Raw genomic sequence first — 13204 nt, 5'->3', positions numbered from 1 at the left:
AGCCCCGCGTCGCGGGACGACCGAACCACCAGCCCGAGGAGTCAGCATGGCCGCGAAAACCTATAACGCCGGCGTCAAGGAGTACCGCAGCACCTACTGGGAGCCGCACTACACGGTCAAGGACACGGATATCCTGGCCTGTTTCAAGATCACGCCCCAGCCCGGGGTGGACCGCGAGGAGGCCGCCGCCGCCGTGGCGGCCGAATCGTCCACCGGCACCTGGACGACGGTCTGGACCGACCTGCTGACCGACCTGGACTACTACAAGGGCCGCGCCTATCGCATCGAGGACGTGCCCGGCGACGACACCTGCTTCTACGCCTTCGTGGCCTATCCGATCGACCTGTTCGAAGAGGCGTCGGTGGTCAACGTGTTCACCTCGCTGGTCGGCAATGTGTTCGGCTTCAAGGCGATCCGGGCGCTGCGGCTGGAGGATGTGCGCTTTCCCATCGCCTACGTCAAGACCTGCGGCGGGCCGCCGCACGGCATCCAGGTCGAGCGCGACATCATGAACAAATATGGCCGGCCGCTGCTGGGCTGCACCATCAAGCCCAAGCTGGGCCTGTCGGCCAAGAACTACGGCCGCGCCGTCTACGAGTGTCTGCGCGGCGGGCTGGACTTCACCAAGGACGACGAAAACGTCAACAGCCAGCCGTTCATGCGGTGGCGGCAGCGGTTCGAGTTCGTGGCCGAGGCGATCCACAAGGCCGAGCGCGAGACCGGCGAGCGCAAGGGCCACTACCTGAACGTGACCGCCCCGACGCCGGAGGAGATGTACGAGCGCGCCGAGTTCGCCAAGTCGCTGGGCATGCCGATCATCATGCACGACTTTCTGACCGGCGGTTTTTGCGCCAACACCGGATTGGCCAACTGGTGCCGCCGCAATGGGGTGCTGCTGCACATCCACCGCGCCATGCACGCGGTGATCGACCGCAATCCGCACCACGGCATCCATTTCCGCGTGCTGGCCAAGGCCTTGCGCCTGTCTGGCGGCGACCACCTGCACTCGGGCACCGTGGTCGGCAAGCTCGAGGGCGATCGCGCCTCCACCTTGGGGTGGATCGACATCATGCGCGAGCGCTTCATCCGGGAGGACCGCAGCCGCGGCATCTTCTTCGATCAGGACTTCGGCTCCATGCCGGGGGTCATGCCGGTGGCCTCGGGGGGCATCCACGTCTGGCACATGCCGGCGTTGGTGTCCATCTTTGGCGACGACTCGGTGCTGCAGTTTGGCGGCGGCACGCTGGGCCACCCCTGGGGCAACGCGGCCGGCGCCTGTGCCAACCGGGTGGCGCTGGAGGCCTGCGTCAAGGCCCGCAACGAGGGCATCGCCGTCGAGAAGGAAGGCAAAGCCGTGCTCACCGAGGCTGCCCGCCATTCGCCGGAGTTGCGCGTCGCGATGGAGACCTGGAAGGAAATCCGCTTCGAGTTCGACACCGTGGACAAGCTCGACGTCGCCCACAAGTGACCCCGCCGTTCGACCGTCCTCCCACCCAGCGAAAAGGAAACGCCATGTCCGACGTGATGGATTACCACTCCCGGCTCTCCGACCCGGCCAGCCGCAAGTTCGAGACCTTCTCGTACCTGCCCCCGATGAACGCGGAGGAGATCCGCAAACAGGTGGCCTACATCGTCAGCCGGGGCTGGAACCCGGCCATCGAGCACACCGAGCCCCAGTACATGATGGACTCGTACTGGTACATGTGGAAGCTGCCGATGTTTGGCGAGACCGACATCGACCGCATCCTGGCCGAGGCCGAGGCGTGCCACCGCGCCAACCCCGACCACCATGTGCGCCTGATCGGCTACGACAACTTCAAGCAGTCGCAGGGTGCGTCGATGGTCATCTTCCGCGGCAAGACCGTGTGAGGGTGCCGAGCCATGGCCGATGACGTTCTGGCTGGCTACCGCGTCACGCGCCAGCCGTACTACCGACCCGTGGCCGACGAGGTGGCTTTGTTCGAGGCGGCGTACTCGGTGCGCATGCCGATGATGCTCAAGGGCCCGACCGGCTGCGGCAAGACCCGCTTCGTCGAGTACATGGCCTGGAAGCTGTCGCGGCCGCTGATCACCGTGGCCTGCCACGAGGACATGACGGCGTCGGACCTGGTGGGCCGCTTTTTGCTCGAGGCAAGCGGCACCCGCTGGCAAGACGGGCCGCTGGCCCTGGCCGCGCGGCACGGCGCCATCTGCTATCTGGACGAGGTGGTGGAGGCGCGCCAGGACACCACGGTGGTCATCCACCCGCTGACCGACAACCGCCGCGTGCTGCCGCTGGAAAAGAAGGGCGAGCTGGTGCGGGCGCATCCGGATTTCCAGATCGTCATCTCGTACAACCCGGGCTACCAAAGCCTGATGAAGGATCTGAAGCAATCGACCAAACAGCGCTTCGGGGCGCTGGACTTCGGCTACCCGGAGCATGCGGTCGAGGTGGAGATCGTCGCCCACGAGACGGGGGTGAGCGCAGAGGTGGCCGACAAGCTGGTGGCGATCGCCGAGCGCGCGCGCAACCTCAAGGGTCACGGCCTGGACGAAGGTCTGTCCACACGCATGTTGATCCATGCGGGCAGCCTGATCGCCCAGGGCGTGTCGCCCCAGGCCGCGTGTCGCGTGGCGCTGGTGCGCCCCATCACGGACGATCCGGACATGCGCGACGCGCTCGACGCGGCCGTGGCGACCTTTTTTTGAGCGGCCATGAGCGCCCCCTTGCACGATCTGGGCGAGCAGGCCGCGGCGCTGCCGCCGGGGCTGCGCCAGCGGATCGAGCTGCGTTGGACCGAGGCCACCAAGGTCTTTTCGGCGCGCGGGCTCGACCGCTATGCGGGGGGCGCGGTGGCGCTGCAGGGCTTGGGGCGCGGCGATGCCGTGGTCGAGGCCTGGATCGACGCCGCGCCGCAGGTGGCGCGGGAGGTGGGCGAGGATGCCGTGGCCGAGCTGGCCAGCGCCGCGCTGCGGCTGGCCTCCAAAACCTCGGGCGCGGTGATCGAGCGGGTGCTGGCGACCGCGCCCACCGCGGCGCGCCGGCTGGCCGATGCGGCGCTGTTTTTGCAGTACCTGCAGTTTCTGAGCACGCTCGCGGCCCAGGCGCCACGTGGTTTGCGGCCCATGCTGGGCCGGCTCGACACGTTGCTGGGGCAGCTCAGCCTGGGCGGCCTGCGCCGCTGGGCGCAGTGGGGCGTGCAGGCGCACCGCACGCAGCCCGAGGAGTTGACCGCGTACTTCGATCTGCAGTCCCGCGAATCGCTGGCCATGCTGCAACAGGAGCGCAAAGGCACCCTGTTGGTGGACGTGCAACGGCGCATCCAGATGTACCTGCGGGCGCTGTGGGGGCGTGATTTTTATCTGCGGCCCACGGCGGCCGATTTCGAGCGGCGCGAAGGTGCTCGCCCTTTCATCGAGGACGGCATCATCCACCTGCCCGACGCCTACGACGCGGTCGAGGGGCCCGCCGGCACGGTGGCGGCGGCGGAGCTGTACCGCGCGGCCGCCGCGCACGCCGCTGCGCATCTGGTGTTCACCCGCCAGCCCATCTCGGCCGAGGGGCTGACACCGTGGCAAATGGCCCTGATCGGCGTGGTGGAGGATGCGCGCGTCGAAACCCTGGCCCTGGCGCGCTTTCCCGGTCTGCGGCCGCTGTGGGCGCGGCTGCACACCGCGACGCCCACGGCCGAGCCGACCGCGAGGGATTGGTTGGACCGACTGGCGCGCGCGCTGATCGACCCCGACCATGCAGACGACCACCCCTGGATTGCGCTGGGGCGGGCGCTGTGGGCCGACGCGCAGCCGCGCATCCTGGCCCAGCCGTACGACAACACCGTGTCGTGGAACATCGGTGTGGCGTTGGCGCACGACTACCGCGCGCTGGCCCAGGGGCCCGAGTTCCGCCCGCGGGCGGACGAGCCGGCCGTCGTGTACCGCGACGACAACCGCGACTTCTGGGCCTTTGCGGGGTGGGACGCCGAGCAGGCCGCCACCATGGCCGGCGGCGCCCCGCGGCAGGTGCGCAAGCATGTGTCGGTGATGGCCTTCGTCAACGAGCTGGACGTGGAAACCGCCGGCGATGACGCGCAGGAGGTCTGGGTGCTGGGCACGGAGCTGTTCCCCTACGAAGACCTGGGCGTGTCCTACAACGATAGCGAAGGCCGCGAACCCGTGCTGCCGCCCGTGCACTACGGCGAGTGGGACCACCAGATTCAGCTCGAACGCCCAGCCTGGGTCACGCTGCAGGAGCGCCGCGCAGCGACCGGGGATCCGGCCGTGATCGACGGCATTCTGCTCGAACACCGGCGCCTGATCGCGCGCATGAAGCGGATCCTGGAGGCCATCCAGCCGCAGGGCGTGCAGCGCATCCGCCCCCTGGAGGATGGCGACGACATCGATCTGGACGCGGCCCTGTTGTCGCTGACCGATCTGCGGCTGGGGCGCATGCCCGATCCCCGGATCATGATGCGCCACGTGCGCAAGACGCGCGACCTGGCCGTGCTGGTGCTGCTGGATCTGTCCCAGTCCACCAACGACCCGGTGGCGGGGCAGACCCAGACGGTGCTGGAGCTCACGCGCGCGGCCTGTGCCTTGCTGGCCGACGCCATCCAGAAGGTGGGCGATCCCTTTGCCATCCACGGCTTTTGCTCCGATGGCCGGCACGATGTGCACTACTGGCGCTTCAAAGACTTCGAGCAGCCCTACGACGATTTGGCCAAGGCACGTCTGGCCGGCATGCAAGGCCAACTGTCCACCCGCATGGGTGCGGCGATCCGGCACGCCACGGCGGCCCTGGCCTGCCGCCCCGAGCGCCGACGGCTGCTGCTGGTGGTGACCGACGGCGAGCCCGCCGACGTGGACGTGCGCGATCCCTCGTATTTGCGGCAGGACGCGCGCAAAGCCGTCGAAGCGGCGGCGCGGCAGGGGGTGCAGACCTTTTGTCTCAGCCTGGACCCGCGCGCCGACGACTATGTGAGCCGCATTTTCGGGGGGCGACACTACCGCGTGATCGATCGGGTCGAACGCCTGCCGGAGACGCTGCCGATGCTCTATGCCGCGCTGACGCGCTGATGGGGCGGGGCTCAGGCAGCCTGCCAAAAGCCCTTGAGCAGGTTGACGGCGTTGATGCCCACCTCGGCCACCGCGTAGCCGCCTTCGAAGGCAAAGACCGTCGGCAAGCCCAGCTCGGCCAGCAGGCGGCCGACGGTCGTGTAGTCGGCGCTGCGCAGCAGAAAGCCGGAGATCGGATCGCCCTCGAACGTGTCCATGCCCATGGGCACACCAGGGCGTCGGCGCGAAAGTCCGCCACGGCGCGAATGGCGCGCTCCAGCGCCGCTCGCCACGCAGGAAAGCCGGTGCCGTGCGGCAGCGGCAGGTTGAGGTTGTGGCCCTTGCCGGGGCCGGCACCCCGCTCGTCGGCATGCCCCAGGAAGAAAGGGTACTCGGTCTGGGGGCGCCATGCAGCGACACGGTGAGCACGTCGGCGCGCTCGTAAAACAGGGTTTGCGCGCCGTTGCCGTGGTGGTAGTCGATATCCAGCACGGCCACGCGCGCGTGCCCCTCGTCCCGCAGCGCCTGTGCGGCGATGGCGGCGTTGTTGAGAAAGCAGTACCCACCAAAAAAGTCCAGGCCGGCGTGATGGCCGGGCGGGCGGTCACGCCGCAAGGCATCGGGGTTGCCCAGCGGCCACACGGAGGGCAGCGCGTCGCGCTGGGCATTGCTTGGGTCCAGGGCCACCCACTCGTCCCAGACATGGGCCAGAATGTTGCGCGGCGCCCCTTGGCGCCATCCGCAAACCCGTTACTGGCGGCTGATGATGGCCCCCTTGCTGCTAGAGCTGCTGGCCGTGTTCTGGGCATGGCGCGGTTTGGCTGGCGATCTGCTGCCGGGCGATCAGTTTTCGCCGTGGATGTTGGCCTGGATGTTGCCGCTCGTGCTGCCGATCTTCAGCCTCGGCCCGCGCCGTTGGGCCGATGGCCAGATGTCGCCTTCGCCAACTTCTTCACCCTCGCCGTGATGAAGCGCATCGAGCGGGCATGGCTTGCGCTGCTGCTGGCGGCGGGCTTGGTGCATGCAGAGCCTCCGGGCGGATTGGCCGATTTCGTGCTGCGTGCGACGCGCCCCGCCAGCGACCTGAAACCGCTGGCTGCGCAGTCTGCCTGCGTGCGCGACTATCTGACCACGCTGCCGGCCACCTCGCCCTTGTGGCGCGACCCGTCCGCCGCCGGCCCCGAGCGGGCACTGCCGGCGCGCCGCGCACAACTGGTCGCACAGATCGAATGGCTGCTCGGTGCGCGGGTGCATGCGCAGGCCCATGCGTTCGCCGCAGCGTTTCCGCTTCACATCGAAGGGGAAGGGCAGGCCGAGGTGCCGCTCACGGAGGCGCGCTACGTGCAGGCGTGGCTGAACGAGCGGTCCGATAGCGCCCTGGCGCCGTTCCTGCACCTGCTGCAAACCCATCGTCTGCTCGCCGCGCTAGCAGCGCCGGATCTCGATCCGGCCTTGCGCCCCGATCTGCAGCGTCAGGCCCACGCTGCCCGCCAGCGGGCGCTCGAGGCTTGTCCCCAGCTTGGCGTTCGCCAAGGGCTTTGCCGCTGCATAGTGGATGAGCTGCGCGATCCCTCGGCGGACGCGGCACGCTACGTGGTGCGCTGGCGTGCAACGCTGCAGTCCGGTGAGCGCTGGCAGCAGCGCCTGCCCGATGGTTTGGACGTGGTGCTCGAGCCGCGCGCCTGGGGCTGGGAGATCATGGTGGCCGATCCGCGCCGGCCCGAGGCCGGCAACCTGGCACGGCTGACCCCGCCGTTGCATTTTCAGCCCAATCCGCGCGAGATCGAAGGCTGGCACTTCATGAAGAATCCGCGACGCTGCAAGAGTCGCCCCTATCAGGCCGAGGCCGGGCCGGACAACCCACGGGTGTTCATCTTTTCGCCGGCGGTGGCGGACATGCGCGAGCCGCCGTCCACCGAGCGCATCGCCAGTGATGGCCGCGGTCGGTTGCAGATCGAATCGGTGCGTTTGGCGCGGCCGGATGGGGACGGTTGCCCGCCGATCGAGCAACTCCGGTTTTCGCTGGCGGTCGAAGGGGGGCTGGCCCCCGGCCAGTCGGCGCCTTGAATCAAGCATTTTGATCATCGATGGAAGGACGAGAACCATGGCCATGGACGTGATCGACTACCGCCTGCACGGCGACGACATGCAGTTGGTGGAGCTGGAGCTGGACCCCGGCGAGGCGGCGATCGGCGAAGCCGGCAGCCTGATGTACATGGAAGACGGTATCCAGATGGAGACCGTGTTTGGCGACGGCAGCGCGGCGCAGGGTGGGCTGTTAGGCAAGCTGCTCGGGGCCGGCAAGCGGCTCATCACGGGCGAGTCTTTGTTCACAACCGTCTGCATCAACAGGGGCAGCGGCAAGCGCAGGGTTGCATTCGCCGCGCCCTACACCGGCAAGATCATTCCCTTCGACCTCAAACAGTACGGCGGCACGATCATTTGCCAGAAGGACGCCTTTTTGTGCGCCGCGCGCGGTGTGTCGCTGGGCATTGCCTTTCAGCGCCGACTGGGCACGGGTTTTTTCGGTGGGGAAGGCTTCATCATGCAAAAGCTCGACGGGGATGGGCTGGCCTTCTGCCATTGCGGCGGCACGGTGCTCCAGCGCACGCTGGCCGCGGGCGAGCTGCTGCGGGTGGATACGGGCTGCGTGGTGGCCTACACCCCCGACGTGGATTTCGACATCGAGTTCGTCGGCGGCATCAAGACCGCGCTGTTTGGCGGCGAGGGGTTGTTCTTCGCGGTGCTGCGCGGGCCGGGCACCGTCTGGCTGCAGTCGCTGCCGTTCGCACGGTTGGCATCACGGGTGTTTGCCGCCGCGCCGGCCAGCCGGGGCGGCGGCAGTGGGGGCGAGGAGGGCGGCCCGCTGGGCACGCTGTTTGGCGGGCGGGACTGACGGCGAACATGCCGCGATCACAGCCGGTCGATCCGCTCCAGGGTTGCCGCCGCCTGGGTCCGCAGGGCCTGCAGATCGGCGGCGGCCATGCGGTCCAGTTGCCGCACGATCACGGCCATGCGCGGCTGGGTGGCCAGCTGCTCGCGGTGGCGCGCCAGAAAGTCCCAGTACAGCGCGTTGAAGGGGCAGGCCCGCTCGCCCACGCGCTGTTTGGGGTCGTAGGCGCAGTCGTTGCAATGGTCACCCATGCGTTGCAGGTAGGCGGCACTGCTGACGTAGGGTTTGGTGGCCATCAGCCCGCCGTCGGCCCATTGGCTCATGCCCAGGGTGTTGGGGGCTTCCACCCATTCGAAGGCGTCGATGTAGACGCCCAGGTACCAGCGGTGCACCTCCTGCGGATCGCAGCCGGCCAGCAAGGCGAAGTTGCCCGTGACCATCAGGCGCTGAATATGGTGCGCATACGCACCGTCCAGCGTCTGGCGCAGGGCCGAGCGCAGGCAGGCCATTCGGGTATCGCCGCTCCAGTACCAGGCGGGTAGCGGGCGGGCGTGCCCCAGCGCGTTGCGGCGGGTGTAGTCCGGCATATGGGCCCAATAGACGCCCCGCACATACTCGCGCCAGCCCAGGATCTGGCGCACGAAGCCTTCGACCGCGGGCAGTGGTGCATGCCCGTCGCGCCAAGCGGCTTCGGCGCGCGCGACCACCTCGTGTGGGCGCAGCATCTTGACGTTGAGGGCGAAGGACAGCAGCGAGTGGAACAGGCGGGCGTGTCGGGACGACAGCGCGTCCTGAAAGCGCCCGAAGTGCGGCAGGGCGTGGGTGATGAACGCGTCCAGTTGCGACAGGGCCTCGGCCCGGTCGAGGGGCCAGGGCAGGGCGTCGGCCTGCGGATCGCCGACGGTGCGCACGCCCGCCGCCACCAGGGTGTGCCACAGCGCGCGGTGGTCGTGGCGGGGGCGCGTGTCCGGCGGGGGTGGCGGGTCGCCGCGCCAGGGCTGGCGGTTGTCGGCATCGAAGTTCCAGCGCCCGCCCGCGGGTTGGTCTCCGTCCATCAGCACCCGGTGTCGGCGGCGTTGCTGGCGATAAAAGTGCTCCATGACCCACTGCCGGTGACCGGCCAGCGCCCGTGCCACCCCGTCGCGCGGGGTGTAAAAGTGCGCGCTGTCGATGGCACGCACGGGCACCGGCGCCTGCGCGGCCCAGGCATGCAGTTGCGCGTCCAGCCGCCACTCGTCGGGCCACTGGTACTCCACGGCCGCGGCGCGGTAGTGCGCGACGAGCGCGTCCAGGTTGGCGGTGAGCTGCTGGCGATTGCTGGGGTCATCGATGGCGACGTACCGCACGCGGTGTTCGGCCACGCGCAGGTGCTGGCCAAAGGCGCGCATCGCGGCCAGGACCGCCAGCACTTTCTGGGCGTGGTGCAGGACGTAGTCCGTCTCCTGCCGCATTTCCATCAGCACATACACCACGTCCGGCCGCTGCTGGGCGAACCAGGGGTGCTGCGGATCGAGCTGGTCGCCCAGGATCAGGCGCAGTGTCGGCCCGGCCGTCGTGTCGGGGGTGGCGGTCATCGGCGCGGCCGTGTGGTGGTCGGTGCGTCAGGGCCGTCGGTGCTGGCGCGCTGGCGGCGGCACCGCTCGGAGCAGTAGCGCACCTGGTCCCAGTCGCGCGCCCATTTGCGGCGCCAGGCGAAGGGCAAGCCGCAGACGGCGCAGAGTTTGGTGGGCAGATGGGGTTTGCGGTGCATGGTCACCAGAGGCTGAGTTGGGCGGCCGGTGCAGTGGCGTGCCGGCGGGGGGACGGTTCTCGCCCGTGCTCGTCGCGGCCGGCGGGCATACCGCGCCGCGAGCCGTGGCGCTGCACCACGGCGTTCGCCTGGGCACGCACGGCGGGTTGCGCGCGCCGCTCGTGCAGCCGTGCCTTGGCACTGCGCAACGCACGCTCCAGGTCCACCAGCGGCGTCGGAAGGTCCACCCCCACGGTCACGCCGCAGCGCCGCTGCAGCTCGGGGGGCATGCGCCAGGGCTCGAACAGCCACGCGTCCGGTACGCGCCGCAGCGCCGGCAGCCAGCGCCGCACGAACACCCCGTGCGGATCGTGGTCCAGGGCCTGCTTGATGGGGTTGTAGACCCGCGTGGCGTTGATGCCCGTGGTGCCCGACTGCATTTGCATCTGCGGCCAGTGGATGCCCGGCTCGTAGTCCAGAAAGAGCCGGGCCAGCCAGTGACCCACCTCGCGCCAGTGCAGCCACAACGGGTAGGCCGCGACCGAGACCAGCATCGCCCGCATGCGGAAGTTGAGCCAGCCGGTGTCGCGCAACGAGGCGATGCAGGCGTCCACCAGCGGCCAGCCGGTGCGGCCTTGCCGCAGCGCCTCGAAGTGCGCGGGGTTCCAGTCGTTCTCGCGCAGGCCGTCGTAACCCCGGTGCAGGTTGTGCCCTTCCAGGGCCGGTTCGCTTTCCAGCTTCTGGATGAAGTGGCAATGCCAGTACAGTCGGCTTTCGAAGGCGCGCAGTCCCGCGGCGAGGCGGCGCTCCAAGGCGGCCCCGGTGGCAGCCCCCATCGCTGCGGCCTCTGCACGCCGGGCGCGCGTGGCCTGGACCACCTCGCGCAGACCGAGCACGCCATAGGCCAGATAGGGCGACAGCCGCGAACAGGCCTGCGGCGCGGACAGGGGCGACGAGATGCCGCCCCGGTAGTGCGCTGCCCGCCCGCCCAGAAAATCGGTCAGGGTCGATTCGCCCGCGCGGCGCCCTCCGCGCTGGCGGTGCGGGGGCTCCCACGGGTCCAACCCCAGCGCGTTGGCGTCGGGCCACGGGCCGGGCAGCCAACGACCCGCGTGCCAGTGCCATGCCAGGGGGGCTAGGCCGTGGCCCGACTCGGCCTCTGTGTGGTCGGCTGCAACCCAGCGGGCGAAGGTCAGCCGCGGCGGCGGCCAGGGTGCCGTCGGTTCGGCCATCAGCCGCTCGCGGTGGGCCAGCCAGCGCTCGCGCTGGCGCAGGCCGCGGATGACGGCGAACTGCCGCGCCTCGTGCATGGCGATGCCGTGGCTGCGCGCCCAGCGCCGCACCGCCTCGTCGCGCGCAAAGGTGTGGGCATTGCCGGTTTCCTCGTGCGCGTGCAGCGCACCGATGCCGATTTGCCGGTGCAGCGCCTCCAACACCGGCACGGCCTCGCCCACCGCCACGTGCAGCCGCGCGTGCGGCAGGCCGGTGGCGCGCAGCGCGGCGTCCAGCTCCATCAGGCTCTCGCGGATGAAGCCCCAATGCTGGGCCGCGCTGTCGGGCTGCTGCCACAGGCTGGGCTCGACGATGTAGAGGGGCAGCACCGGGCCGGCATGCGCCGCGGCCGCCAGCGGGGCGTGGTCGTGCACACGCAGGTCGCGTTTGAACCAGACGATCTGTACCGCCATGGGGTCGAATGTCGAGCTCAGTGCGCTGTGCCGGCGCGCCGGCGCAGCCAGCGCATCAGCGCACCCAGCACAGGCAGTTGTTCGTACAGCTCCTGCGCCGCGTCCCAGTAGTCGCGGTGCTCGTGCACGCGCCCGTCCGGCGCGAAGCGCAGATGCGTGCTGCCGCGGATGCAGCGCTCGACCGACTCGCCGTGGAAGCGAAACACGAAGTCCCAGGTGAGAAACCCCTGCCGCGCGTCTCCGAGACGGTCGCGCACGACGAAGCGGGGCGCGTCGAGCCGCCGGTACATGTGCTCGAAGATCCCGCGGATGGCCGGTACGCCCCGCACCTCGTGAAACGGGTCTTTGAACCAGGCGTCTTCGGTATACACGCGGTCCAACCCCGACAGCGAGGCCGGCGTCAGCGTCTGAAAAAAATGCTCGACGCGCGCCAGCGGCTCGGTGTCGTCGCCGCGTGCCGATGCGGTTGCGGGGGGGTGGGGAGTGCTATCCATGGGTCAGAGGCCGGTGGCGCGGTGGACGAGGGCGAAGTACCAGCGATCGGGCAGACAGCGCAGGGCGTGCAGCCAGAGCGTGAAGCGCCGGGGGAAGTGGATCTCGAACGCCCCGCGTGCCCAGCCGCGCAGGATGGCGTCGGCTGCCTGTTCCGGCGTGATGAGGGCGGGCATGCGAAAGGTGTTTTGCGCCGTCAGCGGCGTCGCCACGAAGCCGGGGCTGATCAGGCTGACGCCGATGCCGCGCGGGCGCAGATCCAGAAACAGCCCGTCGGCCAAATGGGCCAGCGCGGCCTTGGTGGGTCCATAGGCCAGGGCCTGCGGCAGGCCCCGGTAGCCGGCCACGCTGCCCACCAGGCTGAGGTGGCCGCTGCCCTGCGCCAGCAGGTGCGGCACGCAGGCGCCCACCCAGTGCAGCGCGCCGTCCACATTGACGCGTTGGTGGCGCAGCAGCTCGTCGGTGTCGATGGCAGTGGCCCGCTGCGGCCGATAGTACCCGGCGCAGTACAGCACCAGATCGAGCGGCCCATCGGCGAACGCGTGCGCCGCGACCTGCTCCACCGCTGCACGGTCGGTCACGTCCAGCGGCAGCGCGTACCGGCCCGGCGCCGCATCGGCGAAAGCCTGCAGGGCATCCGCTTGCCGCGCGGAGACCAGGACCCTCGCCCCGCGGGCGTGCAGGGCCTCGGCCACGGCCCGGCCGATGCCGGAGGACGCACCGACGATCCACACGCGCCGGCCGGCCCAATCGCGCAGGGGCGGATTCAGGCTCATGGCGTCAACCGGGTGAAGGCCAGCGTCACTTCGCCCAGCCGGATGCCGAACTTGCGCATTTCGGCCCGGTTGAGCACGACGCGCTCGTCGATGCGGTACATCCAGTCGTCGAACTGAACCTCGTACACCTGGCCATCGACGGGCAGGCGCAGGGTGTAGCGCCAGTTGAAGGCATTGCCGCGCACTTGCCCGCTGGCTTCGCCCACCACGTCGTCGGCCGTGCCGCGGTAGTGGCCGTTGCCGTCGTCGATGAGGCGCCAGACGCGCCGCTCGGTCTTGCCGTCGCTGTAGGTGAAACGCTCATCCAGCATGCCGTGGTTGCCTTGCCAGGTGCCGGTCATCTCCACCACGAAGCGCCGCACCACCTGGCCGCTGCGATCCTGGAACATACCGTGTGCCACCAAGCGCCCGTCGAAGTACGTTTTGAGGTCCAGTGCCGGCCGCTCGGCGGCGTAGGACTCGATCTGTTGCGACGCACAGCCGCCGAGCAGCAGCGCGGCGCCCGTGGCCAGCAGCCCAGAGCGCAGGCGCGACCGCAAAACCCACGGTGTGACGCACTGCGAGAAGCGAGGGAGGGGGAACGAGCGCATAACGGACT

13 protein-coding genes and 1 pseudogene are annotated in these 13204 nt (G+C 69.6%); 7 read left to right on the top strand and 7 right to left on the bottom strand.

Translation table 11 applies throughout. The features are described 5' to 3' along the window. The first annotated feature begins 46 nt into the window (after window positions 1–46). From ACK4TH_RS05750 to ACK4TH_RS05735, 4 genes are read left to right on the top strand one after another with little or no spacing between them, the layout of a single operon-like run. Entirely contained in the window at window positions 47–1468 is a 1422-nt protein-coding gene (locus ACK4TH_RS05750; RefSeq protein ID WP_409623757.1) for a form I ribulose bisphosphate carboxylase large subunit, read from the top strand. Window positions 1469–1512: 44 nt separating this feature from the next. Continuing rightward, window positions 1513–1869 (top strand): ribulose bisphosphate carboxylase small subunit, encoded by a 357-nt coding sequence (locus tag ACK4TH_RS05745; RefSeq protein ID WP_409623755.1) that lies wholly within the window; start codon window positions 1513–1515, stop codon window positions 1867–1869. A gap of 12 nt (window positions 1870–1881) precedes the next feature. Next, a complete protein-coding gene (locus ACK4TH_RS05740; RefSeq protein ID WP_409623754.1) occupies window positions 1882–2688 on the top strand; it encodes a CbbQ/NirQ/NorQ/GpvN family protein in 807 nt (268 codons plus the stop codon). Window positions 2689–2694: 6 nt separating this feature from the next. Further along, the gene (locus ACK4TH_RS05735) at window positions 2695–5052 is read left to right on the top strand and encodes a nitric oxide reductase activation protein NorD (RefSeq protein WP_409623752.1); all 2358 of its coding nucleotides are present in this window, start codon (window positions 2695–2697) and stop codon (window positions 5050–5052) included. Between the two features lie 11 nt (window positions 5053–5063). Here ACK4TH_RS05735 and ACK4TH_RS05730 read toward each other — a convergent pair. Then, window positions 5064–5748: pseudogene (locus ACK4TH_RS05730) on the bottom strand (histone deacetylase family protein); the annotation flags it as partial. 46 nt (window positions 5749–5794) lie between these two features. Between ACK4TH_RS05730 and ACK4TH_RS05725 the strand changes: the two are divergent. Genes ACK4TH_RS05725 through ACK4TH_RS05715 form a run of 3 tightly spaced genes read left to right on the top strand, consistent with a single transcriptional unit; the run spans window position 5795 to window position 7927 of the window. Then, window positions 5795–5998 (top strand): hypothetical protein, encoded by a 204-nt coding sequence (locus ACK4TH_RS05725; protein ID WP_409623750.1) that lies wholly within the window; start codon window positions 5795–5797, stop codon window positions 5996–5998. Further along, complete coding sequence (locus ACK4TH_RS05720) at window positions 5995–7098, top strand: hypothetical protein (RefSeq protein WP_409623748.1); 1104 nt, start codon at window positions 5995–5997, stop codon at window positions 7096–7098. Before ACK4TH_RS05725 ends, ACK4TH_RS05720 begins: the two co-directional genes overlap by 4 nt. A gap of 37 nt (window positions 7099–7135) precedes the next feature. After that, on the top strand, window positions 7136–7927 hold the full coding sequence (locus ACK4TH_RS05715) for a TIGR00266 family protein (protein ID WP_409623746.1): 792 nt from the start codon (window positions 7136–7138) through the stop codon (window positions 7925–7927). 17 nt (window positions 7928–7944) lie between these two features. Here the strand turns inward: ACK4TH_RS05715 and ACK4TH_RS05710 are convergent, their stop codons facing one another. The 6 genes from ACK4TH_RS05710 to ACK4TH_RS05685 are packed head-to-tail and all read right to left on the bottom strand — an operon-like array spanning window position 7945 to window position 13196. Next, a complete protein-coding gene (locus ACK4TH_RS05710) occupies window positions 7945–9498 on the bottom strand; it encodes a cryptochrome/photolyase family protein (protein ID WP_409623744.1) in 1554 nt (517 codons plus the stop codon). Continuing rightward, entirely contained in the window at window positions 9495–9674 is a 180-nt protein-coding gene (locus ACK4TH_RS05705; RefSeq protein WP_409623742.1) for a DUF2256 domain-containing protein, read from the bottom strand. The genes ACK4TH_RS05710 and ACK4TH_RS05705 overlap by 4 nt, the downstream gene beginning before the upstream one ends. Before the next feature lie 2 nt (window positions 9675–9676). Then, window positions 9677–11338 (bottom strand): deoxyribodipyrimidine photo-lyase/cryptochrome family protein, encoded by a 1662-nt coding sequence (locus ACK4TH_RS05700; RefSeq protein ID WP_409623740.1) that lies wholly within the window; start codon window positions 11336–11338, stop codon window positions 9677–9679. Between the two features lie 17 nt (window positions 11339–11355). Continuing rightward, window positions 11356–11832, bottom strand: a complete 477-nt coding sequence (locus ACK4TH_RS05695; RefSeq protein WP_409623738.1) for a nuclear transport factor 2 family protein — start codon at window positions 11830–11832, stop codon at window positions 11356–11358. A 3-nt stretch (window positions 11833–11835) separates the two neighbouring features. Continuing rightward, window positions 11836–12606: an SDR family NAD(P)-dependent oxidoreductase gene (locus ACK4TH_RS05690; protein WP_409623736.1), complete on the bottom strand. Its 771-nt coding sequence runs from the start codon at window positions 12604–12606 to the stop codon at window positions 11836–11838. Continuing rightward, window positions 12603–13196: a DUF3833 domain-containing protein gene (locus ACK4TH_RS05685; RefSeq protein WP_409623734.1), complete on the bottom strand. Its 594-nt coding sequence runs from the start codon at window positions 13194–13196 to the stop codon at window positions 12603–12605. The genes ACK4TH_RS05690 and ACK4TH_RS05685 overlap by 4 nt, the downstream gene beginning before the upstream one ends. Between the last annotated feature and the right edge of the window lie 8 nt (window positions 13197–13204).

It is taken from the genome of Tepidimonas sp. (assembly GCF_046292505.1).
Classification (GTDB): Bacteria; Pseudomonadota; Gammaproteobacteria; order Burkholderiales; family Burkholderiaceae_C; genus Tepidimonas.
The sequence above is the reverse complement of the archived record's forward strand: the minus strand, read 5'-3'. Positions and strand labels throughout refer to the sequence as shown.